The organism is Pseudomonas sp. Larv2_ips (assembly GCF_963879675.1).
Taxonomy (GTDB): Bacteria; Pseudomonadota; Gammaproteobacteria; order Pseudomonadales; family Pseudomonadaceae; genus Aquipseudomonas.
The window spans coordinates 628-21024 of sequence record NZ_CAWOAW010000037.1 but is presented as its reverse complement, the minus strand read 5'-3'; the positions used below and the strand labels follow the sequence as shown (position 1 = coordinate 21024).

Annotated in this window: 17 protein-coding genes; 10 read left to right on the top strand and 7 right to left on the bottom strand. The window is 61.5% G+C overall.

Annotation, left to right across the window (positions count from 1 at the left end; all coding sequences use genetic code 11):
- From AACV02_RS28625 to AACV02_RS28615, 3 genes are all read left to right on the top strand, one after another.
- Positions 1-2806: beta strand repeat-containing protein (locus AACV02_RS28625; RefSeq protein WP_218568286.1), on the top strand; the 2806-nt coding region annotated here is incomplete at its 5' end.
- Between the two features lie 393 nt (positions 2807-3199).
- A complete protein-coding gene (locus AACV02_RS28620; protein WP_119736146.1) occupies positions 3200-3778 on the top strand; it encodes a papain-like cysteine protease family protein in 579 nt (192 codons plus the stop codon).
- A 13-nt stretch (positions 3779-3791) separates the two neighbouring features.
- Positions 3792-4391 (top strand): hypothetical protein, encoded by a 600-nt coding sequence (locus tag AACV02_RS28615; protein ID WP_119736144.1) that lies wholly within the window; start codon positions 3792-3794, stop codon positions 4389-4391.
- Between the two features lie 111 nt (positions 4392-4502).
- Here the strand turns inward: AACV02_RS28615 and AACV02_RS28610 are convergent, their stop codons facing one another.
- From AACV02_RS28610 to AACV02_RS28600, 3 genes are all read right to left on the bottom strand, one after another.
- Positions 4503-5894: an HdeD family acid-resistance protein gene (locus AACV02_RS28610; protein ID WP_119736142.1), complete on the bottom strand. Its 1392-nt coding sequence runs from the start codon at positions 5892-5894 to the stop codon at positions 4503-4505.
- Between the two features lie 292 nt (positions 5895-6186).
- Positions 6187-6909 (bottom strand): FadR/GntR family transcriptional regulator, encoded by a 723-nt coding sequence (locus AACV02_RS28605; protein WP_106579793.1) that lies wholly within the window; start codon positions 6907-6909, stop codon positions 6187-6189.
- A 47-nt stretch (positions 6910-6956) separates the two neighbouring features.
- The gene (locus AACV02_RS28600; protein ID WP_106579792.1) at positions 6957-8693 is read right to left on the bottom strand and encodes an IlvD/Edd family dehydratase; all 1737 of its coding nucleotides are present in this window, start codon (positions 8691-8693) and stop codon (positions 6957-6959) included.
- 190 nt (positions 8694-8883) lie between these two features.
- Here AACV02_RS28600 and AACV02_RS28595 point away from each other — a divergent pair, with 190 nt between their 5' ends.
- Genes AACV02_RS28595 through AACV02_RS28575 form a run of 5 tightly spaced genes read left to right on the top strand, consistent with a single transcriptional unit; the run spans position 8884 to position 14727 of the window.
- Positions 8884-10206 carry an MFS transporter gene (locus tag AACV02_RS28595; RefSeq protein ID WP_119736140.1) on the top strand — a complete coding sequence of 441 codons (1323 nt, stop codon included), beginning with the start codon at positions 8884-8886 and terminating at the stop codon, positions 10204-10206.
- Between the two features lie 15 nt (positions 10207-10221).
- A complete protein-coding gene (gene araD1 / locus AACV02_RS28590) occupies positions 10222-11214 on the top strand; it encodes an AraD1 family protein (RefSeq protein WP_119736138.1) in 993 nt (330 codons plus the stop codon).
- Positions 11215-11224: 10 nt separating this feature from the next.
- The gene (locus AACV02_RS28585; RefSeq protein ID WP_119736136.1) at positions 11225-12805 is read left to right on the top strand and encodes an aldehyde dehydrogenase (NADP(+)); all 1581 of its coding nucleotides are present in this window, start codon (positions 11225-11227) and stop codon (positions 12803-12805) included.
- Positions 12806-12820: 15 nt separating this feature from the next.
- A complete protein-coding gene (locus tag AACV02_RS28580; RefSeq protein ID WP_119736134.1) occupies positions 12821-13684 on the top strand; it encodes an SMP-30/gluconolactonase/LRE family protein in 864 nt (287 codons plus the stop codon).
- A 38-nt stretch (positions 13685-13722) separates the two neighbouring features.
- On the top strand, positions 13723-14727 hold the full coding sequence (locus tag AACV02_RS28575) for a substrate-binding domain-containing protein (RefSeq protein WP_119736132.1): 1005 nt from the start codon (positions 13723-13725) through the stop codon (positions 14725-14727).
- A 143-nt stretch (positions 14728-14870) separates the two neighbouring features.
- On the opposite strand, the gene AACV02_RS28570 is transcribed toward AACV02_RS28575, so the two are convergent.
- Positions 14871-16019, bottom strand: a complete 1149-nt coding sequence (locus tag AACV02_RS28570) for an aldose epimerase family protein (RefSeq protein WP_119736130.1) — start codon at positions 16017-16019, stop codon at positions 14871-14873.
- Positions 16020-16157: 138 nt separating this feature from the next.
- Between AACV02_RS28570 and AACV02_RS28565 the strand changes: the two genes are divergently transcribed.
- A complete protein-coding gene (locus AACV02_RS28565) occupies positions 16158-16925 on the top strand; it encodes an SDR family NAD(P)-dependent oxidoreductase (protein ID WP_119736128.1) in 768 nt (255 codons plus the stop codon).
- Between the two features lie 5 nt (positions 16926-16930).
- Here the strand turns inward: AACV02_RS28565 and AACV02_RS28560 are convergent, their stop codons facing one another.
- Genes AACV02_RS28560 through AACV02_RS28550 form a run of 3 tightly spaced genes read right to left on the bottom strand, consistent with a single transcriptional unit; the run spans position 16931 to position 19092 of the window.
- The gene (locus tag AACV02_RS28560; RefSeq protein WP_119736126.1) at positions 16931-17533 is read right to left on the bottom strand and encodes a glutathione S-transferase; all 603 of its coding nucleotides are present in this window, start codon (positions 17531-17533) and stop codon (positions 16931-16933) included.
- Between the two features lie 30 nt (positions 17534-17563).
- The gene (mug, locus tag AACV02_RS28555) at positions 17564-18097 is read right to left on the bottom strand and encodes a G/U mismatch-specific DNA glycosylase (protein WP_119736124.1); all 534 of its coding nucleotides are present in this window, start codon (positions 18095-18097) and stop codon (positions 17564-17566) included.
- A complete protein-coding gene (locus AACV02_RS28550; protein ID WP_119736357.1) occupies positions 18094-19092 on the bottom strand; it encodes an AraC family transcriptional regulator in 999 nt (332 codons plus the stop codon). Before AACV02_RS28550 ends, mug begins: the two co-directional genes overlap by 4 nt.
- A gap of 65 nt (positions 19093-19157) precedes the next feature.
- On the opposite strand from AACV02_RS28550, the gene AACV02_RS28545 reads away from it, so the two are divergent.
- Positions 19158-20357: an MFS transporter gene (locus AACV02_RS28545; RefSeq protein ID WP_119736122.1), complete on the top strand. Its 1200-nt coding sequence runs from the start codon at positions 19158-19160 to the stop codon at positions 20355-20357.
- Positions 20358-20397 lie beyond the last annotated feature (40 nt).

Here is a 20397-nt window from a genome sequence, read left to right as displayed (position 1 = left end):
CATTGCCGGGTATGGCAGCACGCAAACGGCAGGCGGCGAAAGCTCCTTGACCGCCGGTTACGGCAGTACCCAAACGGCTCAAGAAGGCAGTGATCTCACCGCCGGTTATGGCAGTACGAGCACCGCCGGCTCCGACAGTTTGCTGATCGCTGGCTACGGGAGCACGCAAACTGCCGGCGGTGAAAGCTCTCTAACCGCAGGGTATGGCAGCACCCAAACAGCCCGCTTAGGCAGTGATCTGACCGCCGGTTACGGCAGTACCAGCACTGCGGGTTCCGACAGCTCACTGATCGCCGGTTATGGCAGCACGCAGACTGCCGGCACGGACAGCTCTTTGACGGCCGGTTACGGCAGTACCCAAACGGCTCAAGTGGGCAGTGATCTTACGGCCGGTTACGGCAGTACCAGCACTGCGGGTTCCGACAGCTCACTGATTGCCGGCTATGGCAGCACGCAAACTGCCGGCACAGACAGCTCTCTGACGGCCGGTTACGGCAGTACCCAAACGGCTCAAGTGGGCAGTGACCTTACGGCCGGTTACGGCAGTACCAGCACTGCGGGCTCCGACAGCTCACTGATTGCCGGCTATGGCAGCACGCAGACTGCCGGGGGAGACAGCACCCTGACGGCCGGTTATGGCAGTACGCAAACGGCTCAATTGGGCAGTGACCTCACTGCCGGCTACGGCAGCACGAGCACTGCGGGCTCCGACAGTTCGCTGATCGCGGGTTATGGCAGCACCCAAACTGCGGGCGGCGAAAGCTCCCTGACTGCTGGTTACGGCAGTACTCAGACGGCTCAGGAAGGCAGTGATCTGACTGCCGGTTACGGCAGCACGGCCACCACCGGACCTGGCAGTATGGTGACTGCCGGTTACGGCAGTTCGCAGACTGCCGGTCACGCGAGTGCGTTGATTGCAGGCTATGGCAGCACCCAGACGGCCGGTTACAAAAGCATTCTGACTTCGGGTTACGGCAGCACTCAGACCGCCCAGGAAAGCAGTGATCTCATCGCCGGCTACGGCAGTACTGAAACCGGTGGTTACGACAGTTCGTTGATCGCCGGTTACGGCAGTACCCAGACAGCCGGTTACGCAAGCATTCTGACTGCCGGATACGGCAGCACGCAGACAGCACAAGAAGGCAGTTCACTCACCGCAGGTTATGGCAGTACGAGCACCGCGGGCGCTGACAGCTCGCTGATCGCAGGCTACGGCAGTACTCAGACCGCAGGACACGAAAGTACACTCACTGCAGGCTACGGCAGCACCCAAACAGCGCAGGAGGACAGTTCGCTTACTGCAGGATACGGCAGCACCTCAACTGCCGGATTCAACAGTTCATTAATCGCCGGCTACGGCAGTACGCAAACCTCGGGCTATGAGAGCACCCTGACGGCCGGCTATGGCAGTACACAAACGGCCCAGGACAATAGCTCGCTCATCACGGGTTATGGCAGTACCTCCACGGCGGGATATCAAAGTTCGTTGGTTGCGGGTTACGGCAGCACCCAGACCGCAGGTTATGAGTCGACCCTGACAGCCGGCTACGGCAGTTGCCAGACGGCTCAAGAGCAAAGTTGGTTAACTGCCGGCTACGGCAGCACATCAACAGCGGGTTATGAAAGCAGACTGATTGCCGGCTATGGCAGTACGCAAACCGCCGGCTACAAAAGTACCCTGACCGCAGGCTACGGCAGTACCCAGACCGCCCAGGAAGAAAGCTCGCTGACTACCGGTTATGGGAGCACTTCAACGGCGGGCTACAACAGTACGCTGGTCGCCGGTTACGGCAGCACTCAAACCGCCGGCTACAACAGCAGCCTGACAACGGGTTATGGCAGCACCCAGACTGCGGGTTACGACAGTGTCATGACTGCGGGGTATGGCAGTACGCTGACCGCCCTGGACAGCAGTACGCTGACTGCCGGCTATGGCAGCACGCAAACCGCCGGATTTGGCAGTTCGTTAATGGCCGGCTACGGCAGTTCGCAGACTGCCGGTTGTGAAAGCACATTAACGGCAGGTTATGGCAGTACCCAGATGGCGGAGCGCGACAGCACGCTCACCGCAGGTTATGGCAGCACCGGTACTGCCGGGCAGGACAGCTCGCTGATTGCCGGTTATGGCAGCAGCTTGACCAGTGGCACGCGCAGCTTTTTGACCGCGGGCTACGGCAGCAGTCTTACCTCAGGCATGCGCAGCAGCCTGACGGCGGGATACGGCAGCAACCAGATTGCGAGCCATAAGAGTTCGCTGATTGCGGGCCATGAGAGCACCCAGATTGCAGGGCACAAAAGTATGTTGATCGCCGGCAAAAACAGTTCGCAAACAGCGGGTTCTCGCAGCACGTTGATCGCCGGCGCTAAAAGTGTCCAGATGGCGGGCGACCGCAGCAAGCTGACTGCCGGTGCAGACAGCACCCAGACAGCCGGCGATCGCAGCAAGCTTTTGGCCGGTAGCAACAGTTACCTGACGGCTGGCGACCGGAGCAAACTCACTGCCGGCGACGATTGTGTGCTGATGGCCGGGGACCGTAGCAAGCTGACGGCTGGCAAGAACTGCGTATTGACCGCTGGCGCTGACAGCAGGCTCATAGGGAGTCTGGGCTCGACGCTTTCAGGCGGGGAGAACTCGACACTGGTTTTCCGCTGCTGGGACGGTAAGCGCTACACCAACGTGGTCGTCAAGACGGGCAGCGACGGCGTGGAAGCTGATGTTCCGTATCAAATTGACGAGGAGAGCAACGTTCTAATCAAGGCTGAGGACAGCCACAGTGTGGCGGACCCGGCTCAGCTTCAGCCATGAACTTGCTCTCTAAACCCGCCTGCGGCCGAGCGCTGAAAACCTAACCCCCCAGGTGCTTTCAATCATTCTTGTGAGGGGCAACATGACGCTGTGACGAAGCCCTGATGAAGGCCAATACAAAACGCCCCGACTTGTTTGGGGCGTTTTATTATCAATCGGCGAAAGGCAGGTAGAGGAAACGAATACGGTGATCCTCGTCGTCTGCCATCTTCTTCAATGATTATGCAATTGTGCATTTATATGTTTGCGTTAATGCATATTAACGCCTAGGGTTAGGTCGAGCCAGATCGGAACGCGCCCTCTAATCCGGGCATCTCGGAACGTCGATAGCTCAGCAGCACCGCTGTACCTTGACACGCTGGATGCGTGTTTTCATTCATGGAGGATTGAAAAATGTTAACCCCTGAAACAACCCGATTCACCGGCGACACACAGCCCAACTGCCTGATCGGCCATCTGCTCGACCCGCAACTGGTCGAAGCGGCGCATCAGACTAAAGCAATGGCTGGCGCCAGCCTGAATTTCAGCATGCAGAAACAAACCCAGACCAACTGGTGCTGGGCGGCGGTTTCCGCGTCGGTCGGCAACTACTACGGCACCGGGTCCTGGACCCAGTGCGGTGTCGCCAGCAACGCGCTGGACCGCAACTGCTGCAACCAGCCCGGCCCGTGCAACGTCTACGGCTATCTGGATTCCGCCCTGCGAATCACGCGCAGCTACAACGGCATGAATCAAGGCTCGCTGCAGATGTCGGCCATCCAGAACCAGCTCAACATGGGCCGCCCCATCGGTTTGCGTTGCGCCTGGTACGGTGGCGGTGCGCACTTTCTGGTGATCTATGGCACCAACGGCAACTACCTGTTGATCGCAGATTCGATCTACGGCTATTCGACTCGCGCATTGAACTCGTTCCCCGGTTCGTACAACGGCGGCGGCAATTGGACCAACACTTACTTCACCGTAAAAAACTGAGGAGGGCTGCATCATGCAACTGACTTATCCAAAGGCGCCTTCCAACGGCGTACAGGTACTGCGTCCAGCGCTGCAAGCCGCGCTGCAAACCCAGGGCTTCGGCGTCAATCGCCAATTCGCAGCCGCCGTGCCAGGCCAAATCAGGCTGAGCGAAGGCTATCGTGGCTACTCGCTCAGCCTGGAGGACCTGAGTCTCGGTAAGGGCCTCAAAGACGCTGAAGTCGGCGATTGGCATTACCTGGTATTTGCCGATGGCGCGACGATTGCCGACGCGCAATTGGCCGACGTACGTGGGCATATCGAGTTCGCGTCGCTCAACCACGGGACGTTGGCAGCGGCGACGGTGGATGCGCTGAAACTGGCGGAACAGTCGCCGCAATTGCAGGGTAAAACCGTGGAACTGCGCGTGTTGTTTATCTCGGCACTGCACGTTGTGGCCATCTGGCTGCACGCCGACGGCGAAGAGGTGCTGATCCCGATTGAGCCGACCCCCAAGGAACTGGCGGTCACTCAGTTGTACAGTGAGGCGGCGCTGCTCGCTTTGCTCAAACCGGCGGCTGATCAGGCCCGTCAGCGCTTCGACGCCGACACCCGTGGCGAGTTGGGCAGTTGATAAAACCCTAGGGTAAAAAAACCCGGACATTGTCCGGGTTTTTTATCGAAACGGCTCAGCGAATCAGGGTCAGTCAGACGTGATACGCAGCCTGGGGCGGCGGAGAAAAAATCACATGGGTTTTTCGAGATCATCCGGCGTTGATTTTCGACCGGACTGGGCTGATGTTTTTTCATTTTTCCACTGACGGCGTAAAGCGCCTATTTTCTGAAACGCACGCTGGGTGGTATTGATCCAGCCAGTGGGTCTGGGATCGACCAGCATGCTGAGCGCCCGCGCATAATCCAGTGCCAGGCCCGGCGTCCACGCCATGGTTTGCGCGCGTTTACGAATTTGAATGGCCACCCATAATTCCGGCGTGGTGAATATTTTTCCCAGAATACGGTAGAGACCGTAATGCCCCCATATACGCCCTAGCGATCCTTCCAAAGCCGCTTCAAGAACCTGTATGACGCTGCTGGAACAATTGCGGTGGGTGAGGTTATAGGTGGTGTCTTGACGGTACGCCGCCCAAAAGCTCTGCAAGTGCTGCGGGTCATAGTTACGCAGGTGTACTTGAACGGTAGAAGGGCACCATGCCTGTGATTCCGTGAGGTAATCGGACTGGAATTCTCCCGGCACATCGTTATCTTCGGTGGCCCGCAACAGGCGCATGAACTGGTCCGGTGAATGGTCGATGTCCTGCGCCGGGTAAAGGCTCACATACAAACCATCGGGCGCTTCCAGTGCGGCATGCCCCGTTGATATCACCCCGTTCTTGTCCACAGCGGCGATATACCGTTCTATCAATGGGCGGCGTACCACTTCAGCATTCGCTACACCCAGCGGCGTCCAAATATGGACGATAAGGGGCCGGGCATTCTCTCCTGTAGGACGCTCACACGGGGTTTGCTCTGTGTGACCTGGCCCAGGCATGGGACGATCAGCATCCTCGTTTAGCGCCGGGTTGGAGATCATTCGCCGGGCGCGGCCCGCAACAAGCAACATATTCCAACCTGCAAAAAACAATCCCAGCCCGAGGCAGTAGGGGACCGTGCCGATATAGTGTGTTGGGTAGGGTTGGAAGAAGAACACGGCCAGAGCGATTTCGACCCCGCCGCCGAACATTGCGATACGAAAGGTTCGGTAGCGGACAACGTAAGCGGACACGATCTGCAGCAGGCCGTCGGCTAAAAACAACGTGCCGAAGATCATCGAAAGAATAAAGTTGCCGTGGTGGTGGCCTGCCAGGATCAGTGGCGCAGCCGTCACGAAAGACAAGCCTTTGAGGTAGCGAAGCTTGCGCTGCCCGACGATCCCGCTGTGTGCCACGACCAACGTCGCACTGCCCTCGATCAACAGTAACCAGGCGAAAGGGTTTATCGGGAAGTACAGTGCGTCATCCAGTGCATCAATGAATAGGATGCTCCCGCACAGGATGCCGACAACCCCAATGGCTGTCAGCGTGCGCCAATATGACCGAAGGTAATCAACCCCCAATAGCAGTATGACAAGCCTGACCATTGCACCGTCCTCTACCCTTGAACCAGCGTATTAAGCCGGCAGTGGTCACGTTCCCATTCGGGTGTTGAGTCTCCAGCACAACGCGATGTGCACCGCCGCTTGACGGGCAGCCTGCGGTTCTGAGAACAAAGCGTGTTCTCAGCCAGAAGACAGAGGCGCGGTCGGCGTGCAACAGGTCATTTTCAAGCTGCAGCAGGGCGAGAGGCGTGGAGGGCGCCGCGAAGGGGTACTGCGAGCGTCGTGCACACATGGCCGGTTCCTCGAACTGACCTCCTGAGCGTAGACGATGAATCTACAGCGGCGTCAGCACGTTCATCACCGTGTCCAGCGCCACGCGTGTGTCATCCAGCTGCACCAGCGAGGCGTGCCGGGCGCCGAGGGCATCACGGTTCTGGATCGCCGTGAGAATGGCCTTGTGGCGGGGCAGGCTCAGGCCCTGGATGTCCGGGCGGCGATTGGTGATGTTGATCGACTCGCGCAGCGGCAGCGACAGCATGTTGCACATGTAGGCGAGCAAATCGTTGCGGGTGGCGTCAGCAATCGCGCGGTGGAAGTCCAGGTCGGCCTGCAGCAGGTCGTCATGGGTCTTCGCGGTTTCCATGCCCAGGTAGGCTTTTTCGATGGTGGCGATGTCTTCATCGGTGGCGGTAGTCGCAGCCATGGCGGCAATTTCCGGTTCGAGGATGCGTCGCACGCCGGCCAGGGTGTTGAAAAACTCACTGTGAGGCGTGGTCTGCATCAGCCAGGACAACACGTCAGGGTCGAGCAAATGCCATTTCAAGCGCGGGCGCACCACCGCGCCCACCCGAGGTTTGGAATACACCAGGCCCTTGGCGCTGAGCACGCGCGTCGCCTCGCGCAACACCGAACGGCTGACCTTGTACTCCTCGCACAGCGTGGCCTCCATGGGCAGGCGTTCTTCGGGTTTAAAGCGGCCGGAAACGATGTGCATGCCCAAGTCCTGGACGATCTGGGCATGCATGCTCTTGCGCGGCTTGGACGGCTGGTGATCCATAACGAACGGGAGGCCCTGGCTAAATAGGCGGCATCATAGCATCCCAATTAGTGGGAATGACGCGGGACTTCAGCCCCACGGCAGCCCACCAGGAAGTCAAAGTCACAGCCTTGGTCGGCCTGCAACACGTGGTCGATATACAGCTGACGGTAGCCGCCGACGATCAGCTTCTGCGGTGGCGGCAGGTCGGCCATGCGGGCTGCCAGCTCTGCGTCGGGGATGTCCAGGTGCAGGCGGCCATTGGCGCAATCGAGTTCAATCCAGTCGCCTTCCTTCACCGTGGCCAACGGGCCACCGGCGGCGGCTTCCGGTGCCACGTGCAATACCACCGTGCCGTAAGCGGTGCCGCTCATGCGCGCATCGGAAATCCTCACCATATCGGTCACGCCCTGGGCCAGCAGCTTGGCCGGCAAGCCCATGTTGCCGACTTCGGCCATGCCCGGGTAACCCTTGGGGCCGCAGTTTTTCATGACCAGGATCGAATCGGCATCCACGTCCAGCTCCGGGTCATTGATGCGCGCCTTGTACATGTCAAAGTCCTCGAACACCACAGCCCGGCCACGGTGCTGCATCAACTCGGGGCTGGCGGCCGATGGTTTGAGCACGGCGCCCAACGGCGCCAGGTTGCCACGCAGCACGCAAATGCCGCCGTCGGCACGGATCGGGTTGTCGAGGGTGCGGATCACTTCGTCCTGGCCGTAAATCGGCGAGTCCTTGGTGTTCTCGCCCAGGGACTTGCCGTTGACGGTCAAGGCGTCCGGGTGGGGGATAAGGTTGGCTTCGCCAAGACGGCGCAGCACGGCGGGCAGGCCGCCGGCGTAATAGAACTCTTCCATCAGGAAGCGCCCAGACGGCTGCAGGTCGACGATGGTCGGCACGCCGCGGCCCATGCGCGTCCAATCATCCAGGTCGAGCTCGACGCCGATGCGCCCGGCGATGGCTTTCAAATGAATCACTGCGTTGGTTGAGCCGCCGATGGCCGCATTCACGCGGATCGCGTTTTCAAACGCTTGCTTGGTGAGGATCTTCGACAGCTTCAAGTCTTCGCGCACCATTTCTACCGCACGCATGCCGGACATATGCGCCAGCACATACCGGCGCGCATCCACCGCCGGGATCGCCGCGTTGTGGGGCAGGGAAGTGCCCAGTGCCTCGGCCATGCAGGCCATGGTGGAGGCCGTGCCCATGGTGTTGCAGGTGCCGGCCGAGCGCGACATGCCGCCTTCTGCCGCGAGGAAATCGTCCAGGGTGATGGTGCCGGCCTTGACCTGTTCGCTGAGCTGCCACACCACCGTGCCCGAGCCGATGTCCTGGCCTTTGTGTTTGCCATTGAGCATCGGCCCGCCGGTGACGACGATGGCCGGCACGTCGCAACTGGCCGCGCCCATCAGCAGCGCCGGGGTGGTTTTGTCGCAACCGGTCAGCAGCACCACGCCGTCGATGGGGTTGCCGCGAATCGCTTCCTCCACGTCCATGCTCGCCAGGTTGCGCGTGAGCATGGCGGTGGGCCGCAGGTTGGACTCGCCATTGGAAAACACCGGGAATTCCACCGGGAAGCCACCGGCCTCGATGACACCCCGTTTGACATGCTCGGCGATCTGGCGGAAGTGCGCGTTGCACGGCGTCAGCTCCGACCAGGTGTTGCAGATACCGATGATCGGTTTGCCATGGAACTGATGGTCGGCGATGCCCTGGTTCTTCATCCAGCTGCGGTACATGAAGCCGTTCTTGTCGGCGGTGCCAAACCACTGGGCGGAGCGGAGGGTGGGCGTTTTATCAGGCATGGTGGTCTCTCTTATTGTATGACTATATGTTCTATATGCGGCTAAACATAAGCGCAAAATCGAGGCTTTGGAAGTGTTGTTTTGCAAATAGTCATACTATATAGTCCGACTTAACTGAGGCATGACCCTGGCGGTTTTCGCGAGAGGCGCCCCCCGAGCTTCTATAAAAACAACAATCGGAGATCGACCCATGAGCCAGGAGCTGCGGCTTATTCGGCGCATCACGCTGAAACTGATTCCCTTCCTGATCCTGCTCTACCTGATCGCCTACGTGGATCGCTCGGCAGTGGGTTTCGCCAAGCTGCACATGGGCGCCGATGTCGGCATTGGCGACGCCGCCTATGGCTTGGGCGCGGGGCTGTTCTTTATTGGCTACTTCCTGTTCGAGATTCCCAGCAACCTGATGCTCGACCGTTTCGGCGCGCGGCGCTGGTTTGCGCGCATCATGCTGACCTGGGGCGCGATCACTATCGGCATGGCCTTCGTGCAAGGGCCGCACAGTTTCTACCTGATGCGCTTTTTGCTCGGCGCGGCGGAGGCGGGTTTCTTTCCGGGCGTGCTGTACTACATCACCCAGTGGTTCCCGGTGCGCCATCGCGGCAAGATCCTCGGGCTGTTCATCCTCTCCCAACCCATTGCGATGATGATCACCGGCCCCGTGTCCGGCGGCTTGCTGGGCATGGACGGCATCCTGGGCCTGCATGGCTGGCAGTGGTTGTTCATTGTCATCGGCACGCCGGCGCTGTTGCTGACCTGGCCAGTGCTGCGCTGGCTGCCGGACGGCCCCCAGCAGGTCAAGTGGATGAGCGAGGCCGAGAAAACCTGGCTCACCGGCGAGCTGAATAAAGACCTGCAAGCCTACGGCCAGACCCGCCACGGCAACCCGCTGCATGCGCTGAAGGACAAGCGAGTGCTGCTGCTGGCGCTGTTCTACCTGCCTGTAACCCTGAGCATTTATGGGCTCGGCCTGTGGCTGCCGACGCTGATCAAGCAGTTTGGCGGCAGTGACCTGGTCACCGGTTTCGTCTCGGCGGTGCCGTATATCTTCGGCATCCTCGGCCTGCTGATCATCCCGCGCAGCTCCGACCGTTTGAATGATCGCTACGGCCATCTCGCGGTGCTGTATGTGCTGGGCGCCATCGGGCTGTTCTTGAGTGCCTGGCTGAGCTTGCCGGTGCTGCAAATGGCCGCGCTATGCCTGGCGGCGTTCGCGCTGTTTTCCTGCACGGCGGTGTTCTGGACCTTGCCGGGGCGCTTTTTTGCCGGCGCCAGTGCGGCGGCGGGCATTGCGTTGATCAACTCGGTGGGCAACCTCGGCGGCTACATCGGCCCGTTCGTGATCGGCGCGCTCAAGGAGTACACCGGCAACCTGGGCTCGGGCTTGTACTTCCTGTCAGGTGTGATGGTGTTCGGGTTACTGCTGACCGGCGTGGTGTACCGCGTGTTGGAACGCAAGCACGTGCTGCCCGCCGAGCAATTTGCCGCCAGCGCCCGGGGTGCCACGCGTACTTAATCGAGGAGAAATTTCATGCGTTTAGTTCAGTTTGAGTTACGCAACGGTGAGCGCCGTGTCGGCGTCGTAGAAGGCACCCAGCTGCGCGAAGTGCAAACGGCCCGCAGCGTGCGTGAGCTGGCGTTGGCGGCCATCGAGGCGGGCATCAAGTTGGCGCAGCAGGTCGACAGGTTGGGCCTGGGCGACAGCTACGACTACGGTGCACTGCTGGCCGACCTGAAAATCCTGCCGCCGCTCGACCACCCGGACCCGGCTCACCTGTTGATCAGCGGCACCGGCCTGACCCACCTGGGCAGCGCCTCGGCACGGGACAAGATGCACCAGCCGGCCGGTGACGACAGTGCGATGACCGACACCCTGCGCATCTTCAAATGGGGCGTGGAGGGCGGCAAGCCCGCGTCTGGCCAAGTCGGTGTGCAACCGGAGTGGTTCTACAAAGGCGACGGCAGCATCGTGGTGCGCCCGGGCCAGGCTTTCCCGGTGCCGCCGTTTGCCGAAGACGCCGGTGAAGAACCGGAAATCGGCGGCCTCTACGTGATCGGCCACGACGGCAAACCCTATCGCCTTGGTTTTGCCATGGGCAACGAATTCTCTGATCACGTGATGGAGCGCAAAAACTACCTGTACCTGGCCCATTCCAAGTTGCGCAGTTGCAGCTATGGCCCTGAGTTACGCGTTGGCGAGTTGCCGCAGCACCTGGCGGGCACCAGCCGCATCCTGCGTGACGGCGAAGTGATCTGGCAAAACGAATTCCTCAGCGGCGAGGCCAATATGTGCCACAGCCTGGAAAACCTTGAGTATCACCACTTCAAATACAGTCAATTCCTCACACCGGGCGACGTGCACGTGCATTTCTTCGGCACCGCCACCTTGTCATTTGCCGACGGTATACGTACCCAACCGGGCGATGTATTCGAGATCAGCCAGGCCGAATTCGGCGCGCCGCTGGTCAACACGGTCGGCAAGGCCGACGCGGTGTTCGAGCCCGGCAATGTCATCACCCTTTAAGGAGATCTACATGACCCAATTCCTCGGCCACAACTACATCGGCGGCCAGCGCAGTGCGCTCGGCAGCGTGACCCTGCACAGCGTCGATGCCAGCACCGGCGAAGCCTTGCCGCAGGATTTTTTCCAGGCGACCCCCGAAGAAGTCGACGCCGCCGCCACGGCGGCCGCCGCTGCTTACCCGGCATACCGCGGGTTGAGTGCCTCGCGGCGCGCGCAGTTTCTTGACGCAATAGCCGACGAGCTGGACGCGCTGGGTGATGAGTTCATCGCGTTGGTCTGCCGCGAAACCGCGCTGCCCGCCGCGCGCATCAACGGCGAGCGCGGCCGCACCAGCGGCCAGATGCGCCTGTTCGCAACGGTGCTACGGCGTGGCGATTTCTACGGCGCACGCATCGACAAAGCGTTGCCCGAGCGTCAGCCGTTGCCGCGTCCGGACCTGCGCCAGTACCGCATTGGCCTCGGCCCGGTTGCCGTGTTTGGCGCGAGCAACTTTCCCCTGGCATTTTCCACCGCCGGTGGCGACACCGCAGCCGCGCTGGCGGCGGGTTGCCCCGTGGTGTTCAAGGCCCACAGTGGGCACATGGCTACGGCCGAGCAGGTCGCCGATGCAATCCTGCGCGCGGCCCACACCACCGAAATGCCGGCGGGCGTGTTCAATATGATCTTCGGCGGCGGCGTCGGTGAGGCGCTGGTCAAGCACCCGGCGATCCAGGCGGTCGGCTTTACCGGCTCGCTCAAGGGCGGTCGCGCCTTGTGCGACATGGCCGCCGCCCGGCCCCAGCCGATCCCGGTGTTTGCCGAGATGTCGAGCATCAACCCGGTGATCGTATTGCCGCAGGCGTTGCAGGCGCGGGCGCACACCATCGCCCGCGACCTGACGGCCTCGGTGGTGCAAGGCTGTGGTCAGTTCTGCACCAACCCAGGCCTGGTGATCGGCATCGCATCGCCGCAGTTCAGCGCATTCACCCTGCAGGTGGCCCGACTGATCAATGATCAGCCGGCACAAACCATGCTCAACGCCGGCACCTTGAGCAGCTATGGCAAAGGCCTGGAAAGACTGCTCGCGCACCCAGGTATCCAGCATCTGGCGGGCAGTGCCCAAGCGGGCAATCAGGCGCAGCCGCAGCTGTTCAAGGCCGACGCCCGCCTGCTGATCGACGGCGATGACGTGTTGCAGGAAGAGGTGTTCGGCCCGACCACAGTGGTGGTCGAAGTGACTGATCAAGCCCAACTCGGCGCCGCCTTGCAGGGGCTGCACGGCCAACTGACGGCGACGATTATTGGCGAGCCGGCCGACTTTGAGCAGTTCACCGAACTGACCCCGCTGCTGGAACAAAAAGTCGGCCGCATCCTGCTTAATGGCTACCCAACCGGCGTTGAAGTCTGCGACGCGATGGTCCACGGCGGGCCCTATCCGGCCACCTCGGACGCGCGCGGCACTTCGGTCGGTACCCTGGCCATCGACCGCTTTCTGCGTCCCGTGTGCTTCCAGAATTACCCTGATAGCCTGCTGCCCGACGCGTTGAAAAACGCCAACCCGTTGCGCATCCAGCGGCTGGTCGATGGCACGCCATCGCGCGAGCCGCTGTAAAAAACAGGAGTTCACATGCCGTTCAATGCCGTCACCGCACACCGTGCACAGTTGGGCGAAGGACCGTTTTGGGATGCGCCGACCCAGGCGCTGTATTGGGTCAATATTATCGGCAAACAGGCGTTGCGCCTGAAGGACGGGCAGTTGCAGATCTGGCAGTTGCCCGAGCACGTCTCGGCGTTTATTCCGTGTGAAAGCGGCGATGCGCTTGTGACCTTGAGCAGCGGCGTCTACCGGCTCGACCTGGTGACCGAAGCGCTGACGCTGCTGTGTGTGGCCGACCCACAACCCGGCAACCGGGGTAATGAAGCGCGCTGCGATGCCCAGGGCCGCCTGTGGCTGGGCACCATGCAGAACAACATTGGCGAGCAGGGCGAAGACCTGCCGATCACCCGACGTTCAGGTGGCCTGTTTCGCATCGACGCCGATGCGCAGGTCACGCCGCTACTGCGCGGCCTGGGCATTCCCAACACCTTGTTGTGGAGCGAGGACGGCAGTCAGGTGCATTTCGGCGACAGTATGGACGGCACGCTTTATCGGCACGTGATCCAGGAGGGCGGCCAGCTCGACCCGGCGCAGGTCTGGTTTGGCCCGCACCCACGCGGTGGGCCGGACGGCTCGGCAATGGACAGCCAGGGTTATGTCTGGAATGCACGCTGGGACGGCAGTTGCCTGCTGCGCCTGACGCCCGACGGTGCAGTGGACCGCGTCATTGAGCTGCCCGTCAGCCGCCCCACCAGTTGCGTATTTGGTGGGCCCAATCTCACCACGCTCTATATCACCAGCGCCGCCAGCCCATTGGATCACCCCCTGGATGGCGCGGTATTGGCCATCGAGGTCGATGTACCCGGTACACCCTGTCACCGCTTTGCCGGTTAAATCCTGACATTCAAAAACAACAACAAGGAGTCACCCGTATGAATCGTCGTCGTGGTTTGCGTTCCCTGTGCTGCGCCGCTGTGGCGGTGTCAGCCCTGGGCCTGAGCGGCCTGCTGCTGGCTGCTGAAGAAGTGAAGATCGGTTTTCTGGTCAAGCAGGCTGAAGAGCCGTGGTTCCAGACCGAATGGGCGTTTGCCGAAAAAGCCGGCAAGGAACATGGCTTCACCGTGATCAAGATCGCCGTGCCCGATGGCGAGAAAACCCTGGCCGCCATCGACAGCCTGGCGGCCAACGGCGCCAAGGGCTTTGTGATCTGCCCGCCGGACGTGTCCCTCGGCCCGGCCATCGTCGCCAAGGCGCGCGCCAACGGTCTGAAAGTGATTGCCGTGGATGATCGCTTTGTCGATGCCAAGGGCAACTTCATGGAGGACGTGCCGTACCTGGGCATGGCCGCTTTTGAAGTCGGCCAGAAGCAGGGCGCGGCGATGGCGGCTGAAGCGAAAAAACGCGGTTGGGACTGGAAGGACACCTATGCGGTGATCAACACCTTCAACGAACTCGACACCGGTAAAAAGCGCACCGACGGCTCGGTCAAATCCCTGGAAGATGCAGGCGTTCCCAAGGATCACATCCTGTTCACCGCCGCCAAGACCCTCGACGTTCCGGGCAGCATGGACGCCACCAACTCGGCCTTGGTCAAACTGCCCGGCGGCGCGAAAAACCTGATCATCGGCGGCATGAACGACAACACTGTGCTCGGCGGCGTACGCGCCACCGAAACCGCAGGCTTTGCCGCGGCCAATGTGATCGGCATCGGCATCAATGGCACCGACGCCATCGGCGAATTGAAGAAAGCCAACAGCGGCTTCTTCGGCTCGATGCTGCCCAGCCCGCACACCGAAGGCTACAACACCGCGAAGATGATGTTCGACTGGGTCACCACCGGCAAGGAACCGCCCAAGTACACCGCCATGGATGAAGTGACGCTGATCACCCGCGACAACTTCAAGCAGGAACTGGAAAAAATCGGCCTCTGGAACTGAGGGTTGGCCAAACCGATGAACCACTGCTGAGTCACGCCGAGACATCACTGAATGTGGGAGCGGGCTTGCTCGCGAAAGCGCAGGGTCAGTCACTGCATCTGTCACTGAACCCGCGCTTTCGCGAGCAAGCCCGCTCCCACAGTTCAGTCGGCGGAGAACTTGAACACGGTGTTCTGGGTGTAGGTCTGCCCAGGGTTCAGCCGCGTCGAGGCAAATGTTGGCTGGTTGGGTGCATCCGGAAAGTGCTGGGTTTCCAGGGTAAACGCGCTCCAATGCGCATACGCCTTGCCGGCCTTGCCCTTCACCGTGCCATCCAGGAAGTTGCTGGTATAGAACTGCACGCCGGGCTCGGTGGTGTAGAGCTGCAAGCGGCGGCCGGAGGCGGGGTCGTGCACCTCGGCGGCGAGTTGCTTGATATTGCCTTTGGTGTCCAGCGCCCAGTTGAAGTCAAACCCACCCTGTTTGGGCTCGGCGAACTTGAGCTGCGGATGGTCGTCCTTGATGTGCTGGCCGATTGGCGTGGGTGTGAGGAAATCCATCGGCGTGCCTTTGACCGGTGCCAGTTCGCCAGTCGGAATCAACGTGGCATTCACCGGCGTGTAGTGGCTGGCATGCAAGGTCGCCACTTGCTTGAGGATGTCGCCATTGCCCGCGCCGGCGAGGTTGAAGTAGCTGTGGTTGGTGAGGTTCAGCACCGTGGGTTTGTCGGTGGTGGCCTTGTAGTCGATGTGCAGTTCGTTTTTATCGTTGAGGCTGTAGGTGACCTCGGTCTTGAGGTTGCCGGGGAAGCCCATTTCACCGTCCTTGGACAGGTAGCTCAGCTTCACGCCGACCGAATCCTTGCCCTTGACCGGTTCGGCTTGCCACACGTGCTTGTCGAAGCCCTGAGCACCGCCGTGCAGCGAGTTGGGCCCATCGTTGAGCGGCACCTGGTAACGCTTGCCATCGAGTTCGAACGCCCCGGCGGCCAGACGGTTGCCGAAGCGGCCGATGCTCGCGCCGAAAAAGGCCGTACCGCTCTGATAGCCCTGCACGTCGTCGAAACCGAGTACGACGTCATCGACCTTGCCGTTTTTATCCGGCACTTTCAGCGACTGCAATACGCCGCCGTAAGTGATCACCGTGGCTTGCATGCCATGGCTGTTGCGCAAGATGTATTGCTCGACGGCAGTGCCGTCGTTGGTTTTGCCGAAAGGCTTGTGTTCACTGCTAAGCCCGGCGGCCTGGGCGCCACCGCTGGCAACCAGCATGGACAGGGCGAGGCCCGAAAGCAGGTGTCGAGGGTGCTTCATGGTCGAACTTCCTTTTGTTGTTTTCAGTGGAATAGTTCTACTAATGTGCGATATTTCGTCGAGTTGACAGCGAATTTATAGCCTTAAACCCCAGATACGCAAAATAAAATAAGACTAATTGATTGAGGCAAGCGTTATATGAGTACTGCACACGCCGTTTATCCCGACCTGAAGGGTAAGACCGTACTGATTTCCGGAGGTGCCTCGGGCATTGGCGAATTCATGGTGCGCGCTTTCGCCGCGCAAGGCGCCAAGGTGGCCTTTGTGGACCGCGCGCAGAGCCAGGGCGAGCGTCTGGCGGCGTTGTTGAGTGACCAAGGGCATCGCGTTGAGTTCGTGTGCTGCGACATCACTGATGAAATCGCCTACAAAGCGGCGATAGCCCGTTTTGAGCAAACGCTGGGGCCGATCACCGTGTTGGTGAACAATGCGGCCAACGACGTGCGTCATACGCTGCAAGAGGTCGATTCGCAGATGTTCGACAGGCTGATCGCCGTCAACCTCAAGCACGCTTTTTTTGCCGCCAAGGCGGTGGTGCCGATGATGAAAAGCGCGGGCGGCGGGGCGATTATCAACCTCGGCTCGGTCGGCTGGATGATGGCGTCGGCGGGCTACCCGGTGTATGCCGCCAGCAAGGCGGCGGCCCATGGCATGACCCGAGCGTTGGCGCGGGAACTGGGCCCCAGCCGTATTCGGGTCAACACCCTGGTGCCCGGCTGGGTCATGACCGAAAAACAGCTGGCGATGTGGGTGGACGATGCGGCCAGGGAACTGATCAGCCGCAGCCAGTGTTTGCCAGGCAGTGTGCTGCCGGAACACATCGCCAACATGGCGCTGTTTCTTGCCTCCGATGCGTCGGCGATGTGTTCGGCACAAAACTTTATTGTGGATGGGGGCTGGGTGTAGGCCAGTTATTCGATGGGGTATTTCCTGAACGCCGGGTGCTGTTCCAGCTGATCGGCGTGGCGTTGCAGGTTGGGAAACGCCTGAGCCTTGAGCACCGTCGGCAGTTTTAACTGAGTGAACGACCAGGCGACGGCCGCCGTCAGCGCGGCCTGGTTCAGGCGTTCACCGCTCGCCTGGGCCAGGTGTGTTTCCAGCAGCGAATAAGCGGCCAGCAGCTGCCCGGTCACGCGATCGAGCCACGGTTCATGCAGTTTTTCCGCTGGGCGCAAGTGGTGCTCGTAGACGATCTGCACGGTTTTCTCACACGCCGCCAGGGCCAGGCCGAGCACTTGCAGTTCTTTGGCGCGTGCACCGGCGTTGTGTGGCAGAAGCTTCTTGTCGGTCGGCGCCAGGGTTTCGAAGTAGTCCAGGATCAGGCTGGAATCCATCAGCACCGTTGCATCATCGAGCACCAGCGTGGGCGCCTTGACCACCGGGTTGATCGCGGAAAATTCAGCGTAGGTGCTGAACACCGAGAGCGACTCGTGTACGAAATCCACCCCGTACAGTTCAAGGGAAATTGCGACGCGACGCACGTAAGGCGAGTCCAGCATGCCGACCAGTTTCATGCAGCCTCCAAGGCTCTTGGGGTGTTTGGCTCAAGAGATTAAGGGCACCGGGCCGGCCTGCGCAATGGCCGCGCGCAGCGGCTGATAGGCTTGCACGAGTTGCTCCAGACTGAACGCCAGATTGCGCCCGCTCGGGTTGGGCAACACCCACACCGAGGCACCGCCCATTCGCTGCGGCTGCAGCCCCCAGGCGATCTCGCGCTGGCCGGACAACGCGCTGTAACCGGGCTTGCCGAGGAACGCCACGATGCGCGGCCGGCAGTGGCGGATCTTGTGTTCAAACGCCGTCGCTGCTTCGGTGAATTCATGCCGCGCCAATTCCCCTGCGCTCGCCGTCGGGCGCTCGACCAAGGTGGTCAGGCCACAGTGATAGTCAAGCAGGCTGCGCCCATCCTCCGGGCGAATTTCATGCGGGGTAAAACCCGCCAGGTGCAACGTGCGCCAGAAGCGGTTGCTGCGATTGGCTAAGTGCTGGCCGAGGGCGGCAGAGCCCTTGCCCGGGTTGATGCCGCAGAACACCACGTGCAGGTGGTCGGCAAGGATGTCTTGGAGTCTGTCGCTCATGCTGGGCTCCTGGCACGACTCGCCCCGGGCGGTTGCCCGGTAATGCGCTTGAAGGCGCGGCTGAAGGCGGCCTGGGAGGTATAGCCCAGGCGCTGCGCGACTTCTTCGATCGGCAACCGCTCCAGGGTCAGCCATTGGCTGGCCAGACGCATGCGCAGTTCCGTGGCGTAGCGCAGTGGCGGAATACCGAGGGTCGCCTGGAAGCGGTCGGCGAACACCGAGCGCGAGGTGTGCCCCTGCGCTGCCAACTCGGCCACGCTCCAGTCGCGGCCCGGTTGCTGGTGCAAGGCGAGGAGGGCGCGCGCCAATCGCGGGTCACGCAACGCGGCCACCAGGCCCGACGCGTTGCCACAGGCGCATTCGACCCAGCCGCGCACAATCATCGCCGCCACCACATCGGCAAGGCGCGCCAGGATGCCCGCGTAGCCGATACGGGCGCTGCAGACTTCGCGCTCCATGGTCGCCAGAATCGGCATCAGCCCCGGATAACGCTGGCCCCGCGCATCGATCAGCATCATCGCCGGCATCAGGCGACCCAGCCCCTGGATGCTGCCCAATTCAAATTCCATGCAGGCGCTGAACAGCAAGCTGCCAGCTGAACTGTCGGCGTCGGCGGGGGCCTTCACGGCGCACACCGCATCACCGAGCGAGGCTGCTTCGAAGCTGCCGATATCCCGCACCGCTGCGCCCGGGCTCGACAAGAGCTGATGAGCGCCGCCATGGGAGATGAACACCGCATTGCCGGCCGACAGCGCGTAGAGGCTGCCGTCGTCCAGGCTCAAGGTGGCGCAACCCGCGGCCAGGAAGTGGAAATACGCGTGCCCGGGCTTGGCCTCAAAACCGACGCCGAACACAGGCCCGGCTTCGATGCGACGGTACTGCACCCCGCGCAGGCGCATGCCCTGCAGCAGCTCATTGATGAGGTCGGAAGAGACGGTAAACGCGTCAGTTGAAGTCATGCTCGGGGTTTCGGTCAAAAACTCAAGGGTTTGCATCATAGATCATCCTGGAGGGCGAACCTAGACTGGCGACCTCGCTCATTTCCTGAGGATGTTTTGTGATGAATGATTATGCAGCCCATGTCGGCACTAGGGCGCAGCCGACCACCCCGGCCTGGATGGCGGTGTTCTCCCTGGCAATGGGTGTGTTCGGCCTGCTGACTGCGGAATATTTGCCGGCCAGCCTGTTGACGCCGATGGCCTTGGACCTTGGGGTCTCGGAGGCATTGGCCGGCCAGGCGGTCACGGTGACGGCGGTGGTGGCGTTGTTCGCCGGCTTGCTGGTACCGGGCTTGACCCGTGGCCTCGACCGGCGCCTGGTGCTGCTGGGCTTTTCCACTCTGATGATTGCGTCGAACCTGCTGGTGGCGCTTTCGTCCAGCCTGGCCGTATTGCTGTTGATGCGCATCCTGTTGGGGATCGCCCTTGGTGGTTTCTGGAGCATGGCGGCGGCCGTGGCGATGCGCCTGGTGCCGCCTGCGCTGCTGCCACGGGCGTTGTCGATTATTTTCAGCGGGATTGCGGTGGGTACCGTCGTCGCCGTGCCGTTGGGCAGCTACCTTGGCGGTGTGTATGGCTGGCGCAGTGCGTTTGTCGCGGCGGCTGCGGTGGGGGTGGTGACGCTGGTGTTTCAACTGTTCACGTTGCCGCGCCTGGCGCCGACCGACACCGCGCGCCTGCGCACCGTGCTGGAGGTGCTGTTGCGCCCAGGCATTGCCATGGGCATGTTCGGCTGCGTGCTGGTGCACACCGGGCATTTCGCGCTGTTCACTTATATCCGGCCGTTTCTGGAAAGCACCACAGGGGTTGGCGCTCAGGGGCTGGCGCTGATGCTGCTGGGGTTTGGCGCGGCCAATTTCGTCGGCACGCTGCTGGCCGGGTGGATGCTGGTGCGCAACCCGCGCGGTACGTTGGTGCTGATGCCGGTGTTGGTGGGCGTTGCGGCGCTCGCGTTGGTGCTGCTGCCGGCTTCGCTGCCGGGGCAAGCGGTGCTGCTGGCGTTATGGGGGATGGCGTTTGGCGGCGTGCCGGTGGCGTGGTCGAACTGGGTGGCGCGTGCTGTGCCGGACCAGGCGGAAAGCGCCGGAGGCATGGTGGTTGCGTCGGTGCAGTCGGCCATTGCAGCGGGGGCCGCGGGGGGCGGCGCGATGTTTAGTCTGAGTGGGATTGGTGGCGTGTTTGTTGCGGCTGGGGTTTTGATGCTGCTGGCAGCTTTGTTGATTGCGTGGCGGGTGCGGGTGCCTGGGGGGCTAGGCGAGTAGGTTTTAGTACATATCCATTATTTGCGAGAAGGCGGATATC